The following is a 23,442-nucleotide window of genomic DNA, read 5'->3' on the forward strand; positions in this document are numbered from 1 at the left end:
CGTGGCCGGGCTGGGTCCGCGGTGCGGGTGTCCCGTGGCCGGGCTGGGTCCGCGGTGCGGGTGTCCCGTGGCCGGGCTGGGTCCGCGGTGCGGGTGTCCCGTGGCCGGGCCGGGCCCGCAGTGTGGGTCTCCCGTGGCCGAGCCGGGTCTGCGGTACGGCCTCACGCGGCCGGGCCGGTCGGCTGTACCGGCCTCGCGCGGCCGGCCAGGTCGGCGGTGGCATCGTGCGGCCGGGCCGGACCCCTCAGAGGCTCCGGCTCGGCCGGGCGCACACCTACGCCAGGTCCTCCCATGGCAGGAGTTCCGGCCGCTTCGGTGGGAGGCCGTCGCCCGAGGAGCGGCCCGTCAGGCGGCGGCCGATCCAGGGCAGCAGATGCTGCCGGGCGAACCGCACGTCCGCCGTGCGCCGCAGGACCCAGCCCGGGGGCAGCGTCGCCGGCATCGGCGTGTGCCACTCGGGGTCCTCGGGCGCGTGGCCGAGCGCCTGCCAGACCGCCTCCGCGACCCGGCGGTGGCCCTCCGCCGTCAGGTGCAGCCGGTCCACGTCCCACATCCGCGGGTCGGCGAGCGAGGGGGCGCCGTACAGGTCGACGACGATCGCGCCGTGCCGCGCGGCCAGCTCGTCGACGCAGGCGAACAGCTCCTCCATGCGGGGACGGAACCGCTCCAGGACGGGGCCCTGGCGGCCCGGGCTGCGCATCAGCACCAGCTGCCGGCAGGCGGGGGCCAGCTTCTCCACGGCCTCCGTCAGCAGATCGCGCACCCGGCCCATGTCGCACTTGGGCCGCAGGGTGTCGTTGAGCCCGCCCACCAGGGTGATCACGTCGGCGCCCATGGCGGCCGCGACGTCCACCTGCTCGTCGACGATCTGCCGGATCAGCTTGCCGCGCACGGCGAGGTTGGCGTACCGGAAGCCGGGCGTACGGGCGGCCATCCGGGCGGCGAGCAGGTCGGCCCAGCCCCGGTAGGTTCCGTCGGGCAGCAGGTCCGACATGCCCTCGGTGAAGGAGTCGCCCAGCGCGACCAGACTGCTGTAGGTGGGATTCGTGTCCATGGCGGCGGAAATACTATCCCGTGCACATACCCAGCAGTCGGTCACCCGCCCCCGGCCCTGCTCAGGCCCGCTGCCCGAACAGCTCCCGCAGCACGTCCTCCATCGTCACCAGACCGGCCAGCCGCCCGTCCGCCCCGAGCACGGCCGCGAGGTGCGTCCGGCTGCCCCGCATCGCCGTGAGGACGTCGTCCAGCGGCGTGTGCTCCCGCACGCGCGCGATGGACCTCATGTCGCGCAGCCGGAACGGCACGTCGCGCCCGAGGGCGTCCAGGGCGTCCTTCACATGCAGGTAGCCGACGATCCGGCGCCCCTCGTCCACCACCGGGAACCGGGAGAACCCGGACTCCGCCGACAGCCGTTCCAGCTCCTCCGGAGTGACGCCCACGCGCGCGTAGACCACGCGTTCCAGCGGCAGGACCACGTCGCGCACCGGGCGGCGGCCCAGCTCCAGCGCGTCGTGCAGCCGCTCCTGGGCACGGTCGTCGATCAGACCGGCCTCACTGGAGTCCTTCACGATCTGGGCGATCTCGGCGTCCGAGTAGGAGGCGGCCACCTCCTCCCGGGCCTCCACGCGCAGCAGCTTCAGCAGCGCGTTGGCGAAGGCGTTCACCGTGAAGATCACCGGCCGCAGCGCCCGGGACAGCGCCACCAGGGGCGGGCCGAGCGCCAGCGCGCTGCGCACCGGCTCGGCCAGCGCGATGTTCTTCGGCACCATCTCGCCGAGCAGCATGTGCAGATACGTCGCCAGGGACAGCGCGATCACGAAGGACACCGCGTGCCCGGCGCCCGCGGGGACGCCCATGGCGTGGAAGGCCGGCTCCAGCAGGTGGGCGATCGCCGGCTCGGCCACCACGCCCAGCACCAGCGTGCACAGCGTGATGCCCAGCTGCGCGGCCGCCATCAGCGCGGACACGTGCTCCAGCCCCCACAGCACGCTCTTGGCGCGCCGGTCGCCCTGGTCGGCGTAGGGCTCGATCTGGCTGCGGCGCACCGAGATCAGCGCGAACTCGGCACCGACGAAGAAGGCGTTGACGACGAGTGTCGCCAGGCCGATCAGCAGCTGGACGGCGGTCACAGCTCCACCCCCTTCTCGTGGCGTGCGGCGTCCGGCTTCCCGTCGTCCAGGGGCGCGCGCAGCAGGACGCGGGCGGCCCGGCGGCCGGTGGCGTCCAGGACCTCCATCCGCCATCCGGCGACCCGGAGGGTGTCACCGGCGGCCGGTATCCGGCCCAGCTCCGTCGCGACCAGTCCGGCCAGCGTCTCGTAGGGCCCCTCCGGGGCGCGCAGGCCGACGCGCTCCAGATGGTCCACCCGCGCGGAGCCGTCGGCCGAGAACAGGGGGTGCCCGCTCTCGTCCGTGCCGGCCGGCGCGAGGTCGGGCAGCTCGTGCGGGTCGTGCTCGTCGCGCACCTCGCCGACGACCTCCTCGACGATGTCCTCCAGGGTGGCCACGCCCGCGGTGCCGCCGTACTCGTCGATGACGACGGCCATGGTGCGCTTGCCGGAGAGCCGGTCCAGCAGCCGGTCGACGGTGAGCGTCTCGGGGACCAGCAGCGGCTCGCGCATCAGCTCGGAGACGTGGATCCGGGTGCGGCGTTCGGCCGGCACCGCCAGCACGTCCTTCACGTGCGCGGTGCCGACGACCGAGTCGAGCGTGCCGCGGTAGACGGGGAAGCGGGACAGGCCGGTCGCCCGGGTCGCGTTGGTCACGTCCTCCAGGGTCGCCTGCACCTCCAGGGCCACCACCTGCACGCGGGGCGTCATCACGTTCTCCGCGGTCAGGTCGGCGAGGTTGAGCGTGCGCACGAACAGCTCGGCGGTGTCGGGCTCCAGGACGCCTTCCCTGGCGGAGTGCCGGGCGAGCGCCGCCAGCTCCTGCGGTCCGCGCGCGGAGGCCAGCTCCTCGGCGGGCTCGACACCGATCCGGCGCACGACCCGGTTCGCCGTGTTGTTGAGGTGCGTGATGAAGGGCCGGAACGCGGCGCTGAACCAGCGCTGCGCGTTGCCCACGCTCTTGGCGACGGTCAGCGGCGAGGAGATCGCCCAGTTCTTGGGCACCAGCTCGCCGACGACCATCAGGAACACCGTCGACAGGGCCGTGCCGATCACCAGGGCGATACTGCGCGACGCCGAGTGCGAGACCCCCGCGTCCTCCAGCGGACCGGCGATCAGCGCGGCGATGGACGGTTCGGCGAGCATGCCGACGACCAGGTTCGTGACGGTGATGCCGAGCTGCGCGCCGGAGAGCTGGAACGTCAGGTTCCGTACGGCTTTCAGCGCGCCCTGGGCGCCGCGCTCGCCGCGCTCCACCGCCCGCTCCAGCTCCGCGCGTTCGACCGTGGTGAGGGAGAACTCGGCGGCCACGAACGCGCCGCAGGCCAGCGAGAGCAGGATCGCCGCCAGCAGGAGGAGCACTTCGGTCATCGGTTCACCCCCGTTCCATGGTTCTCCAGGACCCGGCGGGGCGCGCGGTGTCGCGCACGGGGAGGCTCGCCCATGGGCGGACGCTCACAACCTTTCATAAAGAACCGAGTGGCCATCCAAGCGTAAAGGATGGGCAAAGTCCTTCGATGGGGTGATCGAGCGGGCTTTCGGCGGGCTGATCGGGTCGGCTTCCGGTGGATTTCGGCGGGCTGATCGGGCCGGCTTTCGGCGGGTCTCACCAGTTCGCGACCGGCTCCAGCCGGTAGGCGTCCCCGTGGGCGACGACCCGGCCGGCGGTGGGCGGCGCGAAATGGGTGCCCAGCAGGAGGGTGTCCGTGCCGGCCAGGGAGCCGAGGAGGGCCCGGCGCGTGGTCTCGGCGCGGGCCGGGTCGATGTCGACGCAGGCGCCGATGCCGGGGTGGGCGAGCTGCACGGGGTGGTGCACGCAGTCGCCGGTGATCAGGGCCGTCCGGCCGCGGCTGGTCAGTTCGACGGCGAGATGGCCCGGGGTGTGCCCCGGCGTCGGGACCAGGCGCAGACCCGGGGCGACGTCGAGGCCCTCGGTGGGGACGTCGGGCAGGTCCAGCAGCCCCGCTTCCTCGACCGGGAGCACCGAGTCGCGGAACATCTGCCGACGGGCCTCGTCCATGGCGTATCCGGCCCAGAACTCCCGTTCCGTGCGGGAGGTCAGGTGGCGGGCGGAACGGAAGGTGGGAACCCAGGCGCCGTCGACGAGGCGGGTGTTCCAGCCGACGTGGTCGGCGTGCAGGTGGGTGAGGATCACCAGGTCGACCGCGTCCGGCGGGAAGCCGGCGGCGGTGAGGCGCCGCAGGTAGTCGGTGTCGAGGTCGTGCCAGGCGGGGTTGGCGCGCTGCTTGCCGTTGCCGATGCCCGTGTCCACCAGGACGCGCAGTCCGTCCACCGTGAAGGCGAAGCTGTGGCTGTCGAGCCGCAGGACGCCCTCGCTGTCGGCGAAGTGGGGGAGCAGCCAGGGCTGCGCCGCGACGACGTCCGGGGTGGCGTCGGGCAGGAGCCAGGGTCCGGTGGCGGGCGGCGCGGGGGTCTCGTCGATGCGGTGGACGGTGATGTCGCCGACCGTCCAGGACACGGAAGTGGGCAAGGGATCTCCTTCGGTGGTGCGAGCTAAAAGCAACGCGTTTGCCTTAAGAAGACCGTAGGTCCTACAGTCCACTAACGCAATCTCTTAGCTTTTAGCTCCCCTCGAAGGGAATCCCATGCCCGATCTCACGCCCCCGGAGGCGGCCCGCTGGGCCCGCCGGGCCGGGTTCGACCTGTCCGCAGACCGGCACGCCGAGGTCGCGGCCACCGCCGCCCACATCCACGCCGTCGTGGCCGTCCTGCGCGAGCTGGACTTCGGCGACACCCCGCCCGCCCCCGCCTTCCGCGCGGTCCCGGAGACGTCCGATGCAGCCGTATGAACTGACCCTCGCGGCCGCCGCCGAGGCGATCCGGACCCGCCGGCTGTCCCCGGTGGAACTGCTGGAGTCGGTCCTGGAACGCGCCGCGCGCGTGGAGCCGCACCTCGGGGCGTACGCCGCCGTGTACGCCGAACCGGCCCGCCGCGCCGCGCGGCAGGCCGCGGACGACATCGCCGCCGGACGCCACCGCGGGCCGCTGCACGGCATCCCCATGGGCCTGAAGGACCTGATCGACGTCGCGGGGCTGCCGACGGCGGCCGGTTCCGCCGTCCGCGCGGGCCACCGGGCCCGGGAGGACAGCACCGTCGCCGCACGCCTGTCGGCGGCCGGAGCGGTCCTGGTCGGCAAGACCCACACCCACGAGTTCGCCTACGGCCTGATCACGCCGCAGACCCGCAACGCCTGGCACGGCGACCGGGTGGCAGGCGGCTCCAGCGGCGGCTCGGCCGTCGCCGTCGCCGCGGGCACCGCCACCTTCGCCGTGGGCACCGACACCGGCGGATCCGTGCGGGTGCCCGCCGCGCTCAACGGCGTCGTCGGCCTCAAACCGACCTACGATCTGGTGCCCCGCCACGGCGTGACGGCCCTGTCCTGGTCGCTCGACCACGTCGGGCCGCTCACCCGGACCGTCGAGGACGCGGCGCTCGTCCTCGACGCCCTGACCGGCCACGAGACCGGCGACCCCGCCGCCGCGGCCGCGCCCCGGGCGAGCCACCGGCCGGGCCCGGGCGGCGACCTGACCGGGCTGCGGATCGGCGTTCCGCGCACGTACTACTTCGACCATGTCGACGCGGAGGTGGAGACGGCGGTCCGGCGGGCGATCGGCCGGCTCCGGGAACTCGGCGCGCGCCCCGTCGAGGTCGACATCCCCATGACCCGCTACGTCCAGGCCACCCAGTGGGGTCTGATGGTGCCCGAGGCCACCGCCGGCCACGAGGCAACCCTGCGCACGGTCCCCGGGCTGTACCAGGCGGACGTCCGAGTCCTGCTGGAGGCCGGCGCGCTCCTGTCCGCCGCGGACTACCTGCGTGCCCAGCGCGCCCGCACGCTCATGCGGCGGGAATGGACGCGGCTGCTGGAGGACGTCGACGTCGTCGCCGCCCCCACCGTCCCCACGACCGCGGTCCGGACCGGACAGGAGACCGTCACCTGGGCCGACGGCACCGTCGAGGGTGTCGCCGACGCCTATGTGCGGCTCTCCGCCCCGGCCAACATCACCGGCGTGCCGTCCCTGTCCGTGCCGGTCGGCCAGGACCCGGCCGGCCTGCCGATCGCCGTGCAGCTCCTCGGCCGGCCGTTCTCCGAGAGCCTGCTCCTGCGGGTGGGGCACGCCTACGAGCGGACCCTGCCCGCACGCCCGCTCGCACCGGCGGCACCGGCGCCGGACGCGACGAGCGCGCTCTAAGGTGGCTGGCGTGAGCAGACAGATGGTGCGCCCGGGCGGCCGCAGCGCCCGGGTCCAGGCGTCGGTCCACGCCGCCGTGCGCGACCTCGTCGCCGAGGTGGGCCGGGACGCCCTGACGGTGCCGCTGGTCGCCCAGCGCGCGGGCGTGACGCCGTCGACGATCTACCGCCGCTGGGGCGACCTGCAGGAGTTGCTGTCGGACGTCGCGGTCGAGCGGCTGCGGCCCGACGCCGAGCCCGCGGACCACGGCGGCCTCGCGGCCGACCTGGCGGCCTGGGCCGAGCAGTTCCTCGACGAGATGGCCTCGCCCACCGGCCGTGCCTACATCCGCGACGCCCTGCTCGGCGACCCCGCCGGCGGCAACGCCGGCCGCTGCTCGGGCTACGCCGCCGAGCAGATCGACGTCGTCCTCAGCCGCGCGCACGCACGCGGGGAGCCCGCACCCGACGTGGAGACGGTGCTCGACCGGGTGGTGGCACCGCTGATGTACCGCATCCTGTTCCGCCCGGACGGCCTGGACGCCGCCTACGCCCGGCACCTCGTCACCACAGCCCTCGGCGGCCGCGACCGCCGCCCGGACGCGGCGACAACGGGCCGGGGGCCGGACGCGGCGGCGACAGCCCGGGGGTCGGACGCGGCGACCACAGAGCGGGGGCCGGAGACGACGGCGACGGGCCGCCGTCCGGACGCGGCGACGGGCCGGAGGCCGTAGTCCGGCTTCCGGCCGTGCCTCACGCCCCCTGGGCGGTCAGCGGCTTCACCCAGCGGCGCCACTGCTCCTCGGCCGCGTACCCGGCGGCACCCCACGCCTGGTGCGCGGTCTCGTTGCGGGTCAGGACCATCGCGTCGGCGCGCCGCCCGCCGAGCCGTACGAACCGCTCCTCGGCGGCGGCGAGCAGCGCGGAGGCGATGCCCCGGCGGCGGTGGTCCGGGTGCACGGCCAGCCGGTACAGGTGGCAGCGCCAGCCGTCGAACCCGGCGATGACCGTGCCGGCCAGCTCGCCGTCCCGCTCGGCCAGGACGAGCGCCTCCGGGTCGCGCGCCACCAGCCGCTCCACACCGCCCCGGTCGTCGCTGATGCTGGTGCCCTCGGCGGCCACCTTCCAGAAGGCCAGCACGGCGTCGAGGTCGTCGGGCGTCGCGGCCCGGATGCGCAGTTCGCTCATGCGGTGATCACACCACGCGCCGTTCCGCGGATCAGGCAGTTCCACGATGCGGACAGCGCGGTCCGTCACTCGTGCGCGATGGCCGCCAGCACGTTCATGCGCGAGGCGCGCAGCGCCGGCAGCAGCGCCGCCACCACGCCCACCACGGCCGAGCCGACCACCACCGCGACGATCGTCCACCACGGGATCGCCAGGGCCGTCATCCCCTGCAGCGCGAGCACCTGCTGCATGCACACGCCCCACACCAGGCCCAGGACGAGCCCCAGGACCGCGCCGAACACCGCGATCACCACCGACTCCAGCCGGATCATCCGCCGCAGCTGACGCCGGGCCAGCCCGATGGCCCGCAGCAGCCCGATCTCCCGGGTGCGCTCCACGACCGACAGGGCGAGCGTGTTGACCACGCCCAGCACCGCGATGACGATCGCCAGCCCGAGCAGCGCGTACACCAGGTACAGCAGCACCGAGATCTGGTCGCGCACCAGTTGCTTGTAGTCGGCCAGGTCCCGCACCTGCACCTGCGGATACCGGTCGAGGGTTCGTTCCAGGCGGGCGCGCAGGACGTCGTCGCCCGTGCCGGCGGCGGTGTTGACGTACAGCGCGGAGTCCTGACCGCCCGGCGCGTACCGCTCCAGGGTGGCCAGCCCGAAGTAGAGCCCGCCCTGCGTCCCGAAGCCCTCGGCGGAGTCCTGGTCGGTCAGGGCGCCGACCCTCAACTCGGCGTCGCGCCCGCCCTGGAACCGCACCGGGAGCGCACTGCCCACCCTCACCCCGTGGTCGCGTGCGAAGTCGCGGTCCATGGCCACGGACCCCGGGGCGAGGGCCGCCGCGGAGTTCCCCTGCGTGTAGGTGATGTCGGCGACCTCGTCGAGCCGCGGGTCGTAGGCCGCAGCGGTCGTCTCCACCCGGTCGCCGTCCGGCAGGCGCACCGCCAGCGGCGTGAACCGCCCGCGCACCACCAGACCCACCCCCTCGGTGCCGCGCACCGCCTCGGTGACCTCCCGAGGGAACGGCAGGAAGTTCGTGTTCTGCACGACGAAGTCGGCCCCCAGCGTCCGGTCGATCTGCCGGTCGAACGATGCGGTCATCGACTCGCTCGCCACCGACAGCCCGCCGACCAGGGCGATCCCCACCATCAGCGCGGCCGCCGTCGCCCCCGTGCGGCGCGGGTTGCGCAGGGCGTTGCGCTGGCTCATCCGGCCGATCGACCCGAACAGGGCGGGGAAGGCCGATCCGAGGACCCGGATCACCGGGCGCACCAGCAGTGGACCGGCGATGACGGCCGCGATCAGGGTCAGCAGCACCCCGAGGCCCAGCAGGGACGCCGCCGACGCCGTCCGCCCGGAGGCCGCGCACCCCGCGAGCGCCGCCGCGCCGGCCGCCCCGACGACCGCGCCCGCCACCGCGCGCACCCGCAGCGGCCGCCCCACCCCGGCGACCTCGGCGTCCGCGAGCGCGGCCATCGGCGAGACGCCCGCGGCCCGCCGCGCCGGGAGGTACGCGGCGACGAAGGTGACGCCGAGTCCGACGAGGTACGCCGCCGCGGGGGTCCCCCAGCCGACGACCATCTCGCCCGCCGCGATGTTCGTGCCGAACAGGCCCATCAGCTCGATCAGCCCGGCCGCGAGCCCGATGCCGGCGGCGAGCCCCAGCGTGGAGCCGACCAGGCCCAGCAGCAGGGCCTCGGTGAGGACGGAGCGGCGGACCTGGCGCCGGTCCGCGCCGAGGGCGCGCAGCAGGCCCAGCTCGCGGGTGCGCTGGGCGATGAGCATGGAGAAGGTGTTGACGATCAGGAACACCCCGACCAGCACGGCCACTCCGGCGAAGCCGAGCATCACGTACTTGATGACGTCGAGGAACCCGCCCAGCTGTTCGACGTCCGACTCGGCCTGCTCGCCGGCCGTCCGCAGGTCGTAGCGGTCCGGGCCGAGCGCGGCGGCCACCCGCTGCTTCAGCAGCCGGTCGGCGACGCCGTCGGCCGCGTCGACCGCGATGGCGGTGGCGGCCCCCGGGGCGCCGAGCAGTCCGGTGCGGGCGGTGGGGGTGTCGAAGTAGATCCGGGCGGCGCCGGGGTTGGTGGTGGTGAAGGTGACGAGGCCGACGACCCGGACCCGGAACGAGCCGGGAGGCGCGATCACGGTCAGCGTGTCACCGACGCGGACGTCCCTGCGCCCGGCGGTGTCCGAGTCGAGCAGGGCCTCGGCCGGTCCACGCGGAGCGCGGCCCGAGGTCAGCTCGACGGGGCTGCGACCGGCCGGGATCCAGGCGTTGCCCACCGTGGGGGCGCCCGTGGTCGGGCTGACGGGCTCGTCGTCCTCGTCGGTGACCGTGAGGCCCGTCACCTTCACTTCGGCACGGGCCGCCGCGACCCCCTCCACCCGGCGCACCCGTTCGGCGAGCGCGGCCGGCAGCGTCGCCGTCCGGCCGGAGGGCACCGCCTCGTCGAGGTCCTCCTTCGGGCTGACCGTGACATCGGCCGCGGTCGAGGCGAACAGCCGGTCGAAGGTACGGCCGACCGTGTCGGAGAAGATCAGGCTCCCCGTGACGAACGCGACCGACAGCAGGACGGCCAGTGCCGAGAGCAGCAGCCGTCCCTTGTGTGCCAGGAAGCTCCGCAGGGTCGCCTTGAGCACCGGGTCAGTCCTCCTCGGCCGGGCCGCCCTCGGGCCGGGTGCGGATCACGTCGAAGCGCTTCATACGTTCCAGTACCGCCTCCGCGGTCGGCTGCCGCATCTCGTCGACGATCCGGCCGTCCCCGAGGAACAGCACCAGGTCCGAGTGGGCGGCGGCCCCCGGGTCGTGGGTGACCATGACGACCGTCTGGCCCAGATGGTCCACCGCCTCGCGCAGGAAGCCGAGCACCTCCAGACCGGCCCGCGAGTCGAGGTTGCCCGTCGGCTCGTCCGCGAAGATCAGCTCGGGCCGGGAGGCCAGGGCCCGCGCACAGGCCACGCGCTGCTGCTGCCCGCCGGAGAGCTGCGACGGCCGGTGCCGCAGCCGGTCGCGCAGGCCCAGTGTGTCGATGACCCGGTCCAGCCACTCCGCGTCGGGCTTCCGGCCCGCGATGTCCATCGGCAGGGTGATGTTCTCCAGCGCGTTCAGCGTAGGAATCAGGTTGAACGACTGGAACATGAAGCCGATCCGGTCCCGGCGCAGCCGGGTCAGCTCCCGCTCCCGCAGACCTGTGATCTCGACGTCGCCGAGCCACACCCGGCCCGCCGAGACCGTGTCGAGCCCGGCCAGGCAGTGCATCAGCGTGGACTTCCCGGAGCCCGACGGCCCCATGACCGCGGTGAACCGGCCGCGGACCACGTCCACGTCCACCGCGTCGAGCGCCAGCACGGTCGTCTCGCCCGAGCCGTAGGCCTTGGTCAGTGCACGGGCCCGGGCCGCGATCCCGTCGGCCGGCGCGAGGCCGGGTGCGTGCTCCGCAGCAGGTGTGGACAAGGCCGCCTCCTCGAGGATCTGCGTCAGGACCGCCTGACTCTGCCCGAGGGTAGTGTGACCCGGCCCACACCCGGCATCCTCCGTGGGTCGGAGTCGCGGCCTTGCCGGTGCTAGCAGCCGGGCGCTAGCTTCGAGGTATGGCGAAGACCCAGCTGAACGTACGCGTCGACGAGGGCACCGCCCGCGCCGCCCGCGAGCGCGCCCTGGCCCGCGGGATGAGCGTCAACCGCTACATCGAGGAGCTGGTGCGGCAGGACACCGGCGAGGTGGGCCACACGTTCGTGGAGGCCGCCGCCGACTTCATGAAGCAGTACGAGTCCGTCTTCGCCGAGGAGTTCGGCCCGGACCGTGAAGGCACGCGCGAAGGTCGCCCCTGAACCGTTGGACGACCTCGAGATCGACCTCGCCTGGCTGCTGATGCTCGCCGAGCAGAAGACCCCCGGGGACCCCCAGGTCACCGACTGGGGAGCCCTCGTCGCCGCCGTCGCCCGTCACCGGGCCCGGATATTCGGCGTCCCCGTCTACGACAGTCCGCACGCCCGCGCCGCAGCCCTGCTCCAGCTGCTGATCCACGTGCCCGCGCTGGAGCGCTCCAACGCCCTGTACGCCTCCGCCGTCGCCTACGCCTATCTGGTCGCCAGCGGCGTCAAGGTCGTCACCTCGCCCGAGCAGGTCCGCGATCTGGCCCGGCTGGTCAACAGCGGCGAGGCGTCCGTGAAGGACATCGAGCGGGAACTGCTCCAGTGGAGCCTGTGACCCGCGGGGACTCGGCGGACGCGGCCTAGGAGCCGGTCCCGGGCCGCCACGCCGTGCCCAGCACGCAGTACGACGTGGGCAGCACCGGGCCCTGCTCCGGCATCAGCACCCGCCGGTAGGGGCCGAGTTCGAACCCGGCGTCCCGCAGCGCCCGCACCGGCTCGCGGGCCAGATGGCAGCCCCCGCTCAGCAGCGGCCACACCGTCCGGTCCAGGGCGTGCTGCGTGGCCGTCATCGCCCGGCCGCCGCCCCTGCCGTGCTCGAAGAACCGCACCTCACCGCCCGGCCGCAGCACCCGCTTCAACTCCGCGAGCGCCCGGGGCACGTCCCGCACGCTGCACAGCACCAGCGACACCACCGCCGCGTCGAAGCCCTCGCTCTTGACCGGCAGCGCCTCGGCCGCGCCCGGCACCACGTCCACCGGCACCTCGGCGCACTGCGCGGCCTCCACGGCCAGCTGCCGCAGCCGCCGCTCCGGCTCGATCGCCACGACCTCCGAGACGGCGGCCGGGTAGTGCGCGAAGTTCAGGCCGTTGCCCGCGCCGATCTCGATCACGCGCCCCGACAGCCCGTCCAGCAGTCTCTCGCGGACCCGGCCCATGCCCATCCGGGTCTCCGCGGTGACGCTGATCCGGGCGTAGCAGCGGGCGAACAGCGGATGGCGCACGGCATCGCGCGGCACCGTGCGGGAGCGGAGCGGCATGGCGACCTCCCTGGCGGCTCACCGCGATTGTCCCCCGTACGGCCCGGTCCCACCCCTGGTCGTGCTCCGGGAAGAGCCGGGCCCGTTCCGCGCCGCCCCCTACCGCAGACGGACCCGGCCCAGCACCGGCCGGTGGTCGCTGCCCGTGGCGCCCAGTGCCGACACCCGCGTCACCTCGACGCCCCGCCCCAGCACCTGGTCGATGCCCGCCACCGGCAGGGCGGACGGCCAGCTGAACGCGAACCCCGAGGCGGGCGCGCTCAGGCGCGAGGTGAGCGGCCCGAGGCCCCGGTCGTGCACCGTGCCGTTGAGGTCGCCCAGGAGCAGCAGCCGTGGGGCAGGGTCGTCCGCGATCCGGGCCCCGAGCAGGGCGGCGCTCTCGTCCCGGGCCGCCGACGCCAGCCCTGTCGCCCCCAGGCGCACGGACGGCAGATGGACGACGTAGACCGCGACCCGGCCGCCCGGCGCGGACACGGTGGCCCGCAGGCCGCGCCGCCAGCTCTCCGGGAAGCCCTGCGGCCGGATGTCCACGGGCCGCACGTCCGACAACGGCCAGGCCGACCACAGCCCGACCGTGCCGCGCACCGCCCGGTGCGGGTGCGAGGCCCCCAGGACGTCCTCGTACCGCGGGCGCGCCGGGGGCGTCAGCTCCTGGACGGCCACCAGCCCGGCGCCGGAGGCGAGCAGGGCGCGGGCCGTGCCGGCGGGGTCGGGGTCGTCGTCGGCGACGTTGTGCTGGACGACCCGCAGGTCGTGCGGGTCCGGGGACGAGGGGAACCACAGCCCCCCGAACATCCAGCACCAGACCACCGCCGGCGCCAGGCAGGCGAGCAGCCCGGCTCCCGACCGCGCGCACAGGGACGCGACGCCGAGGACGGGCACGGCCAGGCCCAGCCAGGGCAGGAACGTCTCCAGCAGGCTGCCCAGCCGCCCGGCCCCGTTGGGCACGGCGGAGTGCAGGGCCGTCAGCCCGGCGGCACCGGCCGCGCCGGCGACGAGCCAGGCGTCCCACGTCGTCCTGCCCCCGGCGGCCACGGCTAGGCGAGTTCGGCGGCCAGCAGCGCGGCCGTCCGGGCCACCAGCGGGTTGTCCGCCGGGGCGTCCTCCTCGGGCTGGGTCGTCAGCACCGACATCACGATCGGCGCGCCGCCCGGCGGCCGGACGACACCCACGTCGTGGTTGCCGCCGTACCGGCCGCCGCCGGTCTTGTCGGCGATCTGCCAGTCGGCGGGCAGGGCCTTGCGGAACTTCTCGGTGCTGGTGGTGTTGCGCAGCAGCCAGTCCGTGAGCCGCGCACGGTCGTTCGGTTCCAGCACGTCGCCCAGCACCAGCCGGGCGTAGGTCAGTCCGATGGCGCGCGGGCTCGTCGTGTCGGTGAGGCGCCACGGCTCCGCGCTGTTGAGCTCGGGTTCCCAGCGGTCCAGCCGGGTGACCCGGTCGCCGACCGAGCGGGCGAAGCGGGTGATCGCGGTCGGTCCGCCCAGCTCCCGGAGCAGCAGGTTGCCCGCGGTGTTGTCGCTGTAGCGGATGGTGGCGTCGCACAGTTCGCCGACGGTCATGCCGGTCGCCACGTGCTTCTCGGTGATCGGTGAGTAACCGGACTTCGTCACGCAGGCCTGGGTGTAGTGGACGCGGCGGGTCAGGAACTCCCCGTCGCGGTCGAGGTCGCGCAGCACGGCCGCCGCCGCGAGCGTCTTGAACACCGAGGCCATGGGGAAGCGTTCGTCGGCCCGGTGCACCACCGTCCGGCCCGTGCGCACGTTGCGGGCGTAGACGCCCAGCCGTGCGGTGTGCTCCCGCTCCAGCTTCCTCAGCCGGGCGGTGACGCCGCCGTCACCCGGCGACGCGTGGGCCGTGCCGCCGCCCAGCGCGAGGGCGGCGGCCGTGCCCAGGACGAGAGCCGTGCGGCGGGAGGGGCGTGGCTGTTCGGTGTGCACGGTGTTCCCTTCGGAGGTGATCGCGTACGAAGGTCAACACGCGGGGAACGGCGGCGCCGGTTTCACCCACGCCCCGCCCGCACCGGTCGCGCACACCCGCCCGTGCCTCAGACCGCCCCGGGCGCCTCCCGGGTCCGGAACGCCTCCGCGTCCCACGTACCGTCCAGCCGCGGGGCCAGCCAGTGCGGGGCCGCGGCCCGGAAGACGGCGGGGGAGAGGCCCGCCGACCCGGCGGGCACGGACCCCAGCAGCGGGGCCCGGGCCACGTCCGGCAGATCGGCGAGATTGCAGCGCGCGGCGAGGTCGGGCTCGGCGGGCCAGCTCCCGATCACGATCCCGGCCAGGTCCAGCCCCCGGTGCCGCAGTTCACGGGCCGTCAGCTCCGTCGTGTTGAGGGTGCCGAGACCCGCCTGGGCGACGACCAGGACGGGTGCGGACAGCAGCCCGGCCGCGTCCGCCAGGGTGCCGCCGACCGCGTCGAACCGTACGAGCAGTCCGCCCGCCCCCTCCACCAGCACCAGGTCGTGCTCGGTGGCCAGCTTGGCGGCGGCCTCCGCGACCTCGTGCGGATGCACCGGGGCCCGGCCGGCCCGGCGCGCGGCCGTGGCCGGCGCCAACGGCTCCGGATAACGGGCCAGTTCGGCCGTCGTCACCGCGCCGGCGAGGCGCGCGACCTCCGCCGCGTCCCCCGGCTCGCCCGGGAGCACGCCCGTCTGCGCGGCCTTCAGCACGGCGACCGAACGGCCGGCCGCCAGCGCCGCCGCGGCGACGGCCGCGGTGACGACCGTCTTGCCGACCTCCGTGCCCGTGCCCGTGATCACCAGTACCGGCATGTCATCCCTCCCGCGCCGCCGCGCACACCGCGCGCGCGATCCGCGCCAGGTCCGCGTCGCCCGTCACGTACGGCGGCATGGTGTAGATCAGATCGCGGAACGGCCGCAGCCACACGCCCTCGCGTACGGCCGCCTCCGTCGCCGCCGCCATGTCCACGGCGTGGTCGAGCTGCACGACCCCGATGGCGCCGAGGACCCGTACGTCCTTCACGCCGGGCAGGTCCGAGGCCGCCGCGAGTCCCTCGCGCAGGCCCGACTCGATCCGCCCGACCTCCGCGCGCCAGTCCTGTCCGAGCAGCAGCTCGATCGAGGCGCAGGCCACGGCCGCCGCCAGCGGGTTGCCCATGAAGGTCGGGCCGTGCGCGAGCACCGGCACCTCGCCCCGCGCGATGCCGTCGGCCACCCGCGCCGTGCACAGCGTCGCCGCCATCGTCAGGTAGCCGCCGGTCAGCGCCTTGCCCACGCACATCACGTCCGGTGCCACCGCCGCGTGCTCCGCCGCGAACAGCGCGCCCGTGCGGCCGAAGCCGGTGGCGATCTCGTCGAAGACCAGCAGTACGCCGTGCGCGTCGCAGGCCTCGCGCAGCACCCGCAGATAGGCGGGGGAGTGGAACCGCATCCCGCCCGCGCCCTGCACCACCGGCTCCACGATCACCGCGGCCAGCTCGTCGGCGTGCCGCTCGATCAGCGACCGCAGGTGCCCGGCGTAGGTCTCGTCGTACTCCGCCGGGGGCGGGTCCGCGAAGACCTGGCGCTGGAGCACCCCGGTCCACAGCTCGTGCATCCCGCCCTCGGGGTCGCACACCGACATCGGCTGCCAGGTGTCGCCGTGGTAGCCGCCGCGCCAGGTCAGCAGCCGCTGCTTGCCGGGGCGGCCCAGTGAACGCCAGTACTGCAGGCACATCTTGACCGCGACCTCGACCGACACCGAACCGGAGTCGGCGAGGAAGACGTGCTCGAGCCCGTCGGGTGACATGTCGACAAGGAGCTTCGCCAGGCGCACGGCGGGCTCGTGGGTGAGCCCGCCGAACATCACGTGGCTCATCCGCCCGAGCTGCTCGCGCGCGGCCTCGTTCAGCACCGGGTGGTTGTAGCCGTGGATCGCCGACCACCAGGACGACATGCCGTCGACCAGCTCGCCCGAGCCGTCGGCGAGCCGCAGCCGCACCCCGCTCGCCGACTCCACGACGAGCGGTTCCTGCCGTCCGGGCATCGGGCCGTACGGGTGCCACACGTGTCGCCGGTCGAGCTCCAGCAGCTCGGCGACCGCCCGCTCAGGCATTGGGCGCGAGGTCCGTCCCGGCGCCCCGGCGGCGCACGGCGACCAGGTCGGTACGGGCCTCGGCGGGTCGGGCCGCCGGCGCGGAGCCGCACACACCGTCCCCTTCGGATCCCTCGGAGCCGCAGCCGCCGCCGCTCCCGCAGCCGCCCGCGGCACGGTGCTCGGGCAGCGTCACCTGGCCGGTGCCCTCCACCTCGAACCCGGCGTCCGCGATCATCTCCAGGTCGGCCTTGCCCGCCTGGCCCTCACTGGTCAGGTAGTCGCCCAGGAAGATGGAGTTGGCCAGGTGCAGGGCGAGCGGCTGCATCGTGCGCAGATGGACCTCGCGCCCGCCCGCGATGCGGACCTCCACGTCCGGGCAGACGAACCGGGTCATCGCCAGGATCCTGAGGCAGCGCTGCGGGGTGAGGTTCCACTCCTTGCCCAGCGGGGTGCCCTCGAAGGGGATCAGGAAGTTCACCGGAACCGAGTCCGGGTCCAGCTCGCGCAGGGAGAAGACGACGTCGACCAGGTCCTCGTCCGTCTCGCCCATGCCGGCGATCAGGCCGGAGCAGGCGGACAGACCGGCCGCGTGCGCCTTGGTGACCGTGTCGACGCGGTCGGCGTAGGTGTGGGTGGTGGTGATGTCGCCGTACGTCGCCTCGGACGTGTTGAGGTTGTGGTTGTAGGCGTCGGCCCCGGCCTCGCGCAGCCGCTCCGCCTGGCCGTCGGAGAGCAGTCCGAGGCAGGCGCACACCTCGACGCCCTCGTTGTTCTCCTTGATCGCCTTGATCGTCTCGGAGACCCGGTCGACGTCACGGTCGGTGGGGCCGCGTCCGCTGGCCACCAGGCACACCCGCTTGGCGCCCCCGGCGACCCCGGCCGCCGCGGCGTCGGACGCCTGGTCCGGCTTGAGCCAGGTGTACTTCAGGATCCCGGCCTCGGAGCCGAGCCGCTGCGAACAGTACGAGCAGTCCTCCGGGCACAGGCCCGACTTCAGATTGACGAGATAGTTGAGTTTCACCCGCCGGCCGAACCAGTGCCTGCGCACCTTTCCGGCCGCGGCCACCACATCGAGCAGGTCGTCGTCGGACGTCGCGAGGACGGCCAGTGCCTCGTCGCGGGTCGGCAGCTCGCGCCGAAGCCCCTTGTCCACCAGCGTGTTCAGCAGGTCCATGGGAGCCGATCCTGTCCTACGGAGGCGGTCGTGGCCAAGGAGACTTCGCACAACAGAGTCCCTTCGAGGTGTGGGTATTGCCACACACTGACCTGCTGGTCGTCCCGCTAGTGTCTGTGCACTGCCTACAAATTCCGCGGAGGACCACCCATGGCGTTCGGCTGGATCGACGAGCAGGCGGAGCAGCGCCGCCGCGCCGGACTCGTCCGGACTCTGCGCCCCCGTCCGGCGAGTTCCCCGCTCCTCGACCTGGCGAGCAACGACTACCTCGGCCTGGCCCGCCACCCCGAGGTCACCGAGGGCGCCGCCCGCGCGGCGACGACGTGGGGCGGCGGCTCGACCGGTTCCCGGCTCGTCACCGGCACCACCGCACTGCACACCGAGCTGGAAGGGGAACTGGCCGAGTTCTGCGGGTTCGAGGCGGCCCTGGTCTTCTCCTCCGGCTACGCCGCCAACCTCGCGGCGGTCACCGCGCTGGCACCGCACGGCTCGCTGATCGTCTCCGACGCGGGCAACCACGCCTCGCTGATCGACGGCTGCCGGCTGGCCCGCGGCACCACCCAGGTGGTGGCGCACGCCGAACCGGAGGCCGTGCGCAAGGCGCTGGCGGGCCACGACGGCACGGCGATCACCGTGTCCGACACGGTCTTCTCCGTCGACGGCGACGCGGCCCCGCTCGCCGCGCTCGCCGAGGCCTGCCGGGAGCACGGCGCCGGAGTGGTCGTGGACGACGCCCACGGCTTGGGGGTGCTCGGCGACGGCGGCCGCGGCGCCCCGCACGCGGCGGGACTGGCGGGCGCCGACGACGTCGTCACCACGGTCACGCTGTCCAAGTCGCTCGGCAGCCAGGGGGGAGCCGTCCTCGGACCCGCACGGGTCGTGGACCACCTGGTCAACGCGGCTCGGACGTTCATCTTCGACACGGGCCTCGCGCCCGCCGCCGCCGGCGCCGCCCTCGCGGCCCTGCGGCTGCTGCGCCGCGAGCCGGAACGGGCCGGGCGGGCCCGCGCGGTGGCGGACGAGCTGTACACACGCCTGACCACCGCGGGTCTGGAAGCGGTGCGTCCGGACGCCGCGGTGGTCTCGGTGCGGGCGCCCTCCGCCGAGGACGCCGTCGGCTGGGCGGCCCGGTGCCGCGCGGCGGGCCTGGCCGTGGGCTGCTTCCGGCCCCCTTCGGTGCCGGACGGCATCTCACGGCTCAGGCTGACCGCCCGCGCGGACCTGACCGGTCAGCAGATCGAACGCGCTGTACGGCTGATCGGCGAGACGCGGCCATGAGTCGGCGTGACACGGCCGTGCGTCGCACGAGGACGGACTGATCGGAAGGTGCTCACATCCGGTCGACCCCGGCCGTGAACTCGGCCCAGCTCCGCGCGGAGAAGAGCAGCGCGGGCCCGTCCGGTGCCTTGGAGTCGCGCACGGCGAGCAGTCCGGCCCAGGGCGGGGTGTCCGGACACGCGGTCTCGACGCAGTTGTTCGCGCCGGTGCTGTAGCTGCTGCGCAACCATCGCAGGCCGTGCAGTTCGCTGCTTGAGGGGACATGACGAGGCAGTGCACGCATGGTGCCTCCTTACGCGCCGGTGGCTGTCCCGGCGATGAAATCCAACGAGTCCTCGGGCGAAAGGGCGTGGATCTGAAGGGCGTTGAAGGCCTCCGTGTACGCCTGGAGGTCTTCTTTCCGTTCCAGGTAGAGGCTACTCGTCAAGTGGTCGAGAACAACCACATCCAGATCAGAAGTGCTCGAAAACGAGAAGATAACGAAAGGTCCCGTGACGCCGATGTGCGCTCCGGCGGCGAACGGCAGTACCTGGAGCCGCACTTGGGGCAGGCGCGCCGCCTCGACCAGCCGTTCCAGCTGCCGGGCCATCACGCCGGGCCCACCCACCTCCCGTCGCAGGACTGCCTCGTCCAGGACGGCGCTCAGCCTCAGCGGAGGGTCGGCGCGCAGCACGACCTGCCGGGCCAGCCGCACCTCGACCAGCGTGTCGAGCCGGTCCTCCGACAGCCCCTCCACGGCGGCCTTCGTCACCGCGCGCGCGTACTCCGGCGTCTGCAGCAGGCCCGGGACGACCGTGGTCTCCAGCGTGCGCATCGCGCCGGCCTGCGACTCCAGGCTGATGAAGTCCCGGTAGGTCGGCGGGAGCACCCCTCGGTAGGCGTGCCACCAGTGGTGGCGGCCGCCGCTGTCGTCCGATCCCGCCAGCATGGTGAGCAGCTCGCGCAGTTGGGTGTCCGCCACGCGGTAGGCGTCGAGCAGTAACCGCACATCGGCCGGTTTCACCCCGCTCGTGCCCGTCTCGATCCGGCTGACCTTGGACTGGTGCCAGCCCACCAGGCGGGCCGCCTCACCGCTGGTGAGCCCCGCCGCGGCGCGCAGCGCGCGCAGTTCGGCGCCCAGCTTCCGGCGGCGTACCGCGGGACCGTGCTGCATGGGCTCCTCCTTACTCCTTCCGAGCCACCCACATACGGTCTCGCGTCGGAGAGTTCACCGCATCGAGCGACAGATATATGCATATCTTGGTGGATCGCCGTCCTTCGTGGGTGATTCGGTGGCAGTCTGGCGACGAAGCACCAGTCCGGGACCGTACTCGAACCATCCGCTCCGTGTCGGACTGCGGTCCCGTGGGAAAGGGACGACGTCGCCATGGCAGACCATCTGGAAGCATCCGTCACTCTGCCGAGCGATCCGGCCTCGGTCGCCGCGGCGCGCGCCTACGTGGTGGGCACGCTGGCGGAGTGGGGGCTGCCGGCGGACACGGAGGTGTCCGACACCGTCCGCCTCATCATCTCCGAGCTCGCCACCAACGCCGTCCAGCACACCTTCGGCATGTCGCCCACCTTCACCGTGGACGTCGCGCTCGACCGCGACGAGCGGCTGCGCATCGGCGTCACGGACAGCCACCCGCGCTTTCCCAGACGGCTCCCCGCAGCCGTGCAGCAGGACAACGGCCGCGGGCTGGTCATCATCCGGTGGCTGACCGCCGAATGCGGCGGCAGGCTGCGCATCCGCCCCACCCGTGAGGGCGGCAAGACCATCTCGATCGAACTGCCGTGGGTGATCCCGGCGCGGCCCGTGACGACGGCGGTCCAGCAGGAGCCGTGACGGCCCTCACCGGTTGCGGGCGGAGGCCTCCCGGCGCGGTGCCGTCCCGTACGGGGACGACGGCTGCCCGACGGTGCGCCGCAGCGGTGCGGGGGCCTTCGTACCGTCCTGGGACGGCGCCTCAGGGCTTTCCCGCGCCTCGGTTCCGTCCTTCTCCGCGCGCAGCCCCGCCCGCCGCACCAGCCGGGGCAGCAGCCCCCACAGGCCGACGCAGACCAGACAGGTTCCTGCGCCGGCGGCGACACCGCCGGCCCGGCTGGTGGTCACATCGACGACCAGCAGCACCGAACCGCTGAACGCGAACACCAGGACCGCCAGCCCGGCGGTGGCCAGGCGCGAGGAGACCTGCACGATCCGGGGCTTGGCGCCCTGCTGGAAGAGGGAGCGGTGCAGCGCGGCCGGCGCGGTGAACAGCGCCGCGGCCAGGACCGCCAGCAGCAGCGTGACGACGTAGGTGACGCGCTGGACCGGGTCGAGGTCCTCGAAGCGCGAGGTGAAGGCGAGCGACAGCAGGAACGCGAAGAGGATCTGTACGCCCGTCTGGGTGACGCGAAGCTCCTGGAGCAGCTCGACGAAGTTGCGGTCGGCTCGTTGCAGCGGAGTCTCGCCGCGCGCGGTGCAGGGACGGTGCTCGGCCATGGGACGACGGGTATCCACACCGGCACGGGTCACGCTCCGGCGTGCGGCGGCGCGTCAGGACGCCGCCGCACGCCGGAGGGATCACTTCACGCGCCCGTACCAGACACTCTTCGTCCAGATCTTCTGCAGCCGCACGACGTCGCCGCTCTTCGGGGAGTGCCAGAGCTTGTTCTTCCCCGCGTAGATACCCACGTGGTACACGTTGCTGCCCGAGTGGAAGAACACCAGGTCTCCGGCCTTGCGGTTCTTCGAGGAGACGTGGCGCGTCTTGTTGTACTGCTGGGCAGCCGTGCGCGGCAGCTTCTTGCCCGCCTTCTTGAAGGCGTAGAGCGTCAGCCCCGAGCAGTCGAACCGGTGCGGTCCGGTGGCCCCGTACTTGTAGGGCGAGCCCTTCTTGGAGGCCGCTATCTGGAGTGCCTTGGTCGCCGGCGTGGCCGCGGCCGCTTCCGACGAGAAGCCGGGCGCCACGATCGAGCCGCCCACGGCGGCGATGGTGAGGGCCGAGGCCGTACCGGCCCGGACCATCAGCGACGGGACACGATTGAGCGCAGTCATGCGCAACCCTTCGTCAGCCGCCTGTGAAGGATGACCTGTCGGATTCGGGCTGGCGAAGTTGCCCGGCCGCTGACGCGGCTTCACCCCAAGGGCTGCTCGGACCCGGTCATGGCGTGACCGTCCCGGCGACCCGTCGTGCTTGGGTCCTCCACTCCTGCCGATCCACTCCTGTCGACCGGTCATCCGGGCGGCGGCAGGACTCGGCGTCCGCCCGGATCGCCCCGCCGCTGTGGCGGGGGCTTGTCGTCAGACAGGGATCTTGACTCATGGTTGTCCTGAAAACCCAACGGAACCGGGGATTTGTGTTGTTACTCACCACTCACCCGTTCGGGTGGACACGTCTGTGTTCGGGAGGCCGTCCACGCCGTCGCGGACTGCCGGACCAGCGGTGGAACGTCCCATTCCGCCCCATGGCCACACGCGTTGCGCAACTGCGAGGGGCCGAAAAAAGGATCCCCGTCTACTCCGAACAGGGGTACGTCGTTTGGTCCGTTTCGACTCAGGCCCGGACGCCCCGCTGCCCGGAGGGGTGTCCGGGCGGCCGGCGCCGCGTCAACTCACGGACCCGGGCGGCAGCGTGACCCGCGCGGTGCGCCGCTCACCGTCCAGCACCCGCAGCGCCCGGGCCAGCGTGCCGGCGTGCAGTTCGGTCTCGCCGCGCCGGTGCATCACGGTCAGCGCGTCGCGCAGCGCGGTCGCCTTGCCGACCAGGGCCTGGGCGGCGCGCAGTCCGCGGTAGGTGTCACCGGGCACTGCCGGGTTGATCCGGCCGATCAGGTCGACGACGTCCAGGTAACGGTCGATCAACTCGGCCTCGGCCCGCGTCAGGGCGGGCAGCGGCGGCAGTTCGGGCGGCAGCACGCGGCTCACCGTCCCGCAGAAGCGGACGGGCCGGCCGTGCGGCGGGAGGGCATGATCCGGTCCACCAGGCCGTACTCCACCGCCTCCTGGGCGGTGAGGATCGTGTCCCGCTCGATGTCCGCCCTCACCTGCTGAGGACTGCGGCCGGTGTGACGGGCGAGCAGTTCCTCCATCCGGGTCCGCACGCGCGTCAGTTCGGCGGCCTGGATGGCCAGATCGCTCGTCTGCCCCCGGACGGGCTCGGGCAGCGCGGGCTGATGGAGCAGCATGCGGGCGCCCGCCAGCGTGAATCGCTTCCCGGGCGTGCCCGCCGCCAGCAGCACGGAGGCGACCGCGCCCGCCTGGCCCAGGCAGATCGTCTCCACGTCGCAGGAGACGTACCGCATCGTGTCGTGGATCGCCGTCATGGCGTGGAAGCTGCCGCCGGGGGAGTTGATGTAGAGCGAGATGTCGCGGTCCGGGGCCTGGTGCTCCAGGTACATGAACTGGGCCATCACGTCGTTCGCCGAGATCTCGTCGACCGGTGCGCCCAGGAAGACGATCCGCTCCTCCAGGAGCTTGGAGTACGGATCCGTCGTCCGTGGCCCGGACCCGGTGCGTTCGGTGAACTCGGGCAGCACGTGACGGGCGGACGGTCGGGTCATGGCGAACCCCTCCTCGCGGGCAAGGCTGTCTCCGGCGA

General features: G+C 73.6%; 25 protein-coding genes and 1 pseudogene. 7 read left to right on the top strand and 19 right to left on the bottom strand.

Going from position 1 to position 23,442, the window contains the following annotated elements; genetic code table 11:
* Nucleotides 1-274: 274 nt before the first annotated feature.
* From ACPXCS_RS16260 to ACPXCS_RS16275, 4 genes are all read right to left on the bottom strand, one after another.
* Nucleotides 275-1,054 carry an SGNH/GDSL hydrolase family protein gene (locus ACPXCS_RS16260; protein ID WP_425950265.1) on the bottom strand — a complete coding sequence of 260 codons (780 nt, stop codon included), beginning with the start codon at nucleotides 1,052-1,054 and terminating at the stop codon, nucleotides 275-277.
* Nucleotides 1,055-1,115: 61 nt separating this feature from the next.
* Nucleotides 1,116-2,129, bottom strand: coding sequence for a hemolysin family protein (locus ACPXCS_RS16265; RefSeq protein ID WP_425950266.1), 1,014 nt, complete (start codon nucleotides 2,127-2,129; stop codon nucleotides 1,116-1,118).
* The gene (locus ACPXCS_RS16270; protein ID WP_425950268.1) at nucleotides 2,126-3,478 is read right to left on the bottom strand and encodes a hemolysin family protein; all 1,353 of its coding nucleotides are present in this window, start codon (nucleotides 3,476-3,478) and stop codon (nucleotides 2,126-2,128) included. Before ACPXCS_RS16270 ends, ACPXCS_RS16265 begins: the two co-directional genes overlap by 4 nt.
* Nucleotides 3,479-3,713: 235 nt before the next feature.
* The gene (locus tag ACPXCS_RS16275) at nucleotides 3,714-4,598 is read right to left on the bottom strand and encodes an MBL fold metallo-hydrolase (protein WP_425950270.1); all 885 of its coding nucleotides are present in this window, start codon (nucleotides 4,596-4,598) and stop codon (nucleotides 3,714-3,716) included.
* Between the two features lie 115 nt (nucleotides 4,599-4,713).
* Between ACPXCS_RS16275 and ACPXCS_RS16280 the strand changes: the two genes are divergently transcribed.
* The 3 genes and pseudogenes from ACPXCS_RS16280 to ACPXCS_RS16290 all read left to right on the top strand — a co-directional run.
* Nucleotides 4,714-4,917: a hypothetical protein gene (locus ACPXCS_RS16280; protein ID WP_425950271.1), complete on the top strand. Its 204-nt coding sequence runs from the start codon at nucleotides 4,714-4,716 to the stop codon at nucleotides 4,915-4,917.
* A complete protein-coding gene (locus ACPXCS_RS16285) occupies nucleotides 4,904-6,322 on the top strand; it encodes an amidase (protein WP_425950273.1) in 1,419 nt (472 codons plus the stop codon). Before ACPXCS_RS16280 ends, ACPXCS_RS16285 begins: the two co-directional genes overlap by 14 nt.
* Before the next feature lie 22 nt (nucleotides 6,323-6,344).
* Nucleotides 6,345-6,896 (top strand): annotated as a pseudogene (locus ACPXCS_RS16290) (TetR/AcrR family transcriptional regulator); the annotation flags it as partial.
* Between the two features lie 157 nt (nucleotides 6,897-7,053).
* Here ACPXCS_RS16290 and ACPXCS_RS16295 read toward each other — a convergent pair.
* The 3 genes from ACPXCS_RS16295 to ACPXCS_RS16305 all read right to left on the bottom strand — a co-directional run bounded on the left by ACPXCS_RS16295 (nucleotide 7,054) and on the right by ACPXCS_RS16305 (nucleotide 10,935).
* Nucleotides 7,054-7,488 carry a GNAT family N-acetyltransferase gene (locus tag ACPXCS_RS16295; protein WP_425950275.1) on the bottom strand — a complete coding sequence of 145 codons (435 nt, stop codon included), beginning with the start codon at nucleotides 7,486-7,488 and terminating at the stop codon, nucleotides 7,054-7,056.
* A 65-nt stretch (nucleotides 7,489-7,553) separates the two neighbouring features.
* Entirely contained in the window at nucleotides 7,554-10,121 is a 2,568-nt protein-coding gene (locus ACPXCS_RS16300; protein WP_425950276.1) for an ABC transporter permease, read from the bottom strand.
* A 4-nt stretch (nucleotides 10,122-10,125) separates the two neighbouring features.
* Nucleotides 10,126-10,935: an ABC transporter ATP-binding protein gene (locus ACPXCS_RS16305; protein ID WP_425950278.1), complete on the bottom strand. Its 810-nt coding sequence runs from the start codon at nucleotides 10,933-10,935 to the stop codon at nucleotides 10,126-10,128.
* Nucleotides 10,936-11,072: 137 nt separating this feature from the next.
* On the opposite strand from ACPXCS_RS16305, the gene ACPXCS_RS16310 reads away from it, so the two are divergent.
* Both ACPXCS_RS16310 and ACPXCS_RS16315 read left to right on the top strand, forming a co-directional pair.
* Complete coding sequence (locus ACPXCS_RS16310) at nucleotides 11,073-11,312, top strand: toxin-antitoxin system HicB family antitoxin (protein WP_425950280.1); 240 nt, start codon at nucleotides 11,073-11,075, stop codon at nucleotides 11,310-11,312.
* 4 nt (nucleotides 11,313-11,316) lie between these two features.
* Nucleotides 11,317-11,691: a fic family toxin-antitoxin system, toxin component gene (locus ACPXCS_RS16315; protein WP_425950474.1), complete on the top strand. Its 375-nt coding sequence runs from the start codon at nucleotides 11,317-11,319 to the stop codon at nucleotides 11,689-11,691.
* A gap of 25 nt (nucleotides 11,692-11,716) precedes the next feature.
* Here ACPXCS_RS16315 and ACPXCS_RS16320 read toward each other — a convergent pair whose 3' ends face one another.
* The 6 genes from ACPXCS_RS16320 to bioB all read right to left on the bottom strand — a co-directional run bounded on the left by ACPXCS_RS16320 (nucleotide 11,717) and on the right by bioB (nucleotide 17,602).
* Nucleotides 11,717-12,394, bottom strand: coding sequence for a class I SAM-dependent methyltransferase (locus tag ACPXCS_RS16320; protein ID WP_425950281.1), 678 nt, complete (start codon nucleotides 12,392-12,394; stop codon nucleotides 11,717-11,719).
* A 99-nt stretch (nucleotides 12,395-12,493) separates the two neighbouring features.
* Nucleotides 12,494-13,429 (bottom strand): endonuclease/exonuclease/phosphatase family protein, encoded by a 936-nt coding sequence (locus tag ACPXCS_RS16325; RefSeq protein WP_425950283.1) that lies wholly within the window; start codon nucleotides 13,427-13,429, stop codon nucleotides 12,494-12,496.
* 2 nt (nucleotides 13,430-13,431) lie between these two features.
* Nucleotides 13,432-14,331 (bottom strand): class A beta-lactamase, encoded by a 900-nt coding sequence (gene bla / locus ACPXCS_RS16330; protein ID WP_425950285.1) that lies wholly within the window; start codon nucleotides 14,329-14,331, stop codon nucleotides 13,432-13,434.
* Between the two features lie 107 nt (nucleotides 14,332-14,438).
* Nucleotides 14,439-15,164 carry a dethiobiotin synthase gene (gene bioD / locus ACPXCS_RS16335; RefSeq protein ID WP_425950287.1) on the bottom strand — a complete coding sequence of 242 codons (726 nt, stop codon included), beginning with the start codon at nucleotides 15,162-15,164 and terminating at the stop codon, nucleotides 14,439-14,441.
* A gap of 1 nt (nucleotide 15,165) precedes the next feature.
* Nucleotides 15,166-16,446, bottom strand: a complete 1,281-nt coding sequence (locus ACPXCS_RS16340; protein WP_425950289.1) for an adenosylmethionine--8-amino-7-oxononanoate transaminase — start codon at nucleotides 16,444-16,446, stop codon at nucleotides 15,166-15,168.
* Nucleotides 16,439-17,602 carry a biotin synthase BioB gene (gene bioB, locus ACPXCS_RS16345; protein WP_425950290.1) on the bottom strand — a complete coding sequence of 388 codons (1,164 nt, stop codon included), beginning with the start codon at nucleotides 17,600-17,602 and terminating at the stop codon, nucleotides 16,439-16,441. Before bioB ends, ACPXCS_RS16340 begins: the two co-directional genes overlap by 8 nt.
* Nucleotides 17,603-17,752: 150 nt before the next feature.
* On the opposite strand from bioB, the gene ACPXCS_RS16350 reads away from it, so the two are divergent.
* Nucleotides 17,753-18,880: an 8-amino-7-oxononanoate synthase gene (locus ACPXCS_RS16350; protein ID WP_425950292.1), complete on the top strand. Its 1,128-nt coding sequence runs from the start codon at nucleotides 17,753-17,755 to the stop codon at nucleotides 18,878-18,880.
* 52 nt (nucleotides 18,881-18,932) lie between these two features.
* Here the strand turns inward: ACPXCS_RS16350 and ACPXCS_RS16355 are convergent, their stop codons facing one another.
* Both ACPXCS_RS16355 and ACPXCS_RS16360 read right to left on the bottom strand, forming a co-directional pair.
* Nucleotides 18,933-19,163: a DUF397 domain-containing protein gene (locus tag ACPXCS_RS16355; RefSeq protein ID WP_425950293.1), complete on the bottom strand. Its 231-nt coding sequence runs from the start codon at nucleotides 19,161-19,163 to the stop codon at nucleotides 18,933-18,935.
* Between the two features lie 9 nt (nucleotides 19,164-19,172).
* Nucleotides 19,173-20,033, bottom strand: a complete 861-nt coding sequence (locus ACPXCS_RS16360) for a helix-turn-helix domain-containing protein (RefSeq protein ID WP_425950295.1) — start codon at nucleotides 20,031-20,033, stop codon at nucleotides 19,173-19,175.
* A gap of 213 nt (nucleotides 20,034-20,246) precedes the next feature.
* Between ACPXCS_RS16360 and ACPXCS_RS16365 the strand changes: the two genes are divergently transcribed.
* Entirely contained in the window at nucleotides 20,247-20,705 is a 459-nt protein-coding gene (locus ACPXCS_RS16365; RefSeq protein ID WP_425950297.1) for an ATP-binding protein, read from the top strand.
* A gap of 6 nt (nucleotides 20,706-20,711) precedes the next feature.
* On the opposite strand, the gene ACPXCS_RS16370 is transcribed toward ACPXCS_RS16365, so the two are convergent.
* From ACPXCS_RS16370 to ACPXCS_RS16385, 4 genes are all read right to left on the bottom strand, one after another.
* On the bottom strand, nucleotides 20,712-21,344 hold the full coding sequence (locus ACPXCS_RS16370) for a DUF6328 family protein (RefSeq protein WP_425950298.1): 633 nt from the start codon (nucleotides 21,342-21,344) through the stop codon (nucleotides 20,712-20,714).
* Between the two features lie 81 nt (nucleotides 21,345-21,425).
* The gene (locus ACPXCS_RS16375) at nucleotides 21,426-21,899 is read right to left on the bottom strand and encodes a C40 family peptidase (RefSeq protein WP_425950299.1); all 474 of its coding nucleotides are present in this window, start codon (nucleotides 21,897-21,899) and stop codon (nucleotides 21,426-21,428) included.
* A gap of 552 nt (nucleotides 21,900-22,451) precedes the next feature.
* Complete coding sequence (locus tag ACPXCS_RS16380; RefSeq protein ID WP_425950301.1) at nucleotides 22,452-22,760, bottom strand: hypothetical protein; 309 nt, start codon at nucleotides 22,758-22,760, stop codon at nucleotides 22,452-22,454.
* A 5-nt stretch (nucleotides 22,761-22,765) separates the two neighbouring features.
* The gene (locus ACPXCS_RS16385) at nucleotides 22,766-23,404 is read right to left on the bottom strand and encodes an ATP-dependent Clp protease proteolytic subunit (protein ID WP_425950303.1); all 639 of its coding nucleotides are present in this window, start codon (nucleotides 23,402-23,404) and stop codon (nucleotides 22,766-22,768) included.
* Nucleotides 23,405-23,442 lie beyond the last annotated feature (38 nt).

Origin of the sequence: Streptomyces sp. DT190, from assembly GCF_049846985.1 — a bacterium.
Lineage (GTDB): Bacteria > Actinomycetota > Actinomycetes > Streptomycetales > Streptomycetaceae > Streptomyces.

What these genes read in the sequence shown, in the direction of transcription:
- ACPXCS_RS16285 (WP_425950273.1), top strand. Translation starts at nt 4,904, where the DNA reads ATGCAGCCGTATGAACTGACCCTCGCGGCCGCCGCCGAGGCGATCCGG.
- bioB (WP_425950290.1), bottom strand. Translation starts at nt 17,602, where the DNA reads ATGGACCTGCTGAACACGCTGGTGGACAAGGGGCTTCGGCGCGAGCTG.
- ACPXCS_RS16340 (WP_425950289.1), bottom strand. Translation starts at nt 16,446, where the DNA reads ATGCCTGAGCGGGCGGTCGCCGAGCTGCTGGAGCTCGACCGGCGACAC.
- ACPXCS_RS16320 (WP_425950281.1), bottom strand. Translation starts at nt 12,394, where the DNA reads ATGCCGCTCCGCTCCCGCACGGTGCCGCGCGATGCCGTGCGCCATCCG.
- ACPXCS_RS16360 (WP_425950295.1), bottom strand. Translation starts at nt 20,033, where the DNA reads ATGCAGCACGGTCCCGCGGTACGCCGCCGGAAGCTGGGCGCCGAACTG.
- ACPXCS_RS16355 (WP_425950293.1), bottom strand. Translation starts at nt 19,163, where the DNA reads ATGCGTGCACTGCCTCGTCATGTCCCCTCAAGCAGCGAACTGCACGGC.
- ACPXCS_RS16270 (WP_425950268.1), bottom strand. Translation starts at nt 3,478, where the DNA reads ATGACCGAAGTGCTCCTCCTGCTGGCGGCGATCCTGCTCTCGCTGGCC.
- ACPXCS_RS16310 (WP_425950280.1), top strand. Translation starts at nt 11,073, where the DNA reads ATGGCGAAGACCCAGCTGAACGTACGCGTCGACGAGGGCACCGCCCGC.
- ACPXCS_RS16385 (WP_425950303.1), bottom strand. Translation starts at nt 23,404, where the DNA reads ATGACCCGACCGTCCGCCCGTCACGTGCTGCCCGAGTTCACCGAACGC.
- ACPXCS_RS16295 (WP_425950275.1), bottom strand. Translation starts at nt 7,488, where the DNA reads ATGAGCGAACTGCGCATCCGGGCCGCGACGCCCGACGACCTCGACGCC.
- ACPXCS_RS16375 (WP_425950299.1), bottom strand. Translation starts at nt 21,899, where the DNA reads ATGACTGCGCTCAATCGTGTCCCGTCGCTGATGGTCCGGGCCGGTACG.
- ACPXCS_RS16350 (WP_425950292.1), top strand. Translation starts at nt 17,753, where the DNA reads ATGGCGTTCGGCTGGATCGACGAGCAGGCGGAGCAGCGCCGCCGCGCC.
- ACPXCS_RS16365 (WP_425950297.1), top strand. Translation starts at nt 20,247, where the DNA reads ATGGCAGACCATCTGGAAGCATCCGTCACTCTGCCGAGCGATCCGGCC.
- ACPXCS_RS16260 (WP_425950265.1), bottom strand. Translation starts at nt 1,054, where the DNA reads ATGGACACGAATCCCACCTACAGCAGTCTGGTCGCGCTGGGCGACTCC.
- ACPXCS_RS16370 (WP_425950298.1), bottom strand. Translation starts at nt 21,344, where the DNA reads ATGGCCGAGCACCGTCCCTGCACCGCGCGCGGCGAGACTCCGCTGCAA.
- ACPXCS_RS16280 (WP_425950271.1), top strand. Translation starts at nt 4,714, where the DNA reads ATGCCCGATCTCACGCCCCCGGAGGCGGCCCGCTGGGCCCGCCGGGCC.
- bioD (WP_425950287.1), bottom strand. Translation starts at nt 15,164, where the DNA reads ATGCCGGTACTGGTGATCACGGGCACGGGCACGGAGGTCGGCAAGACG.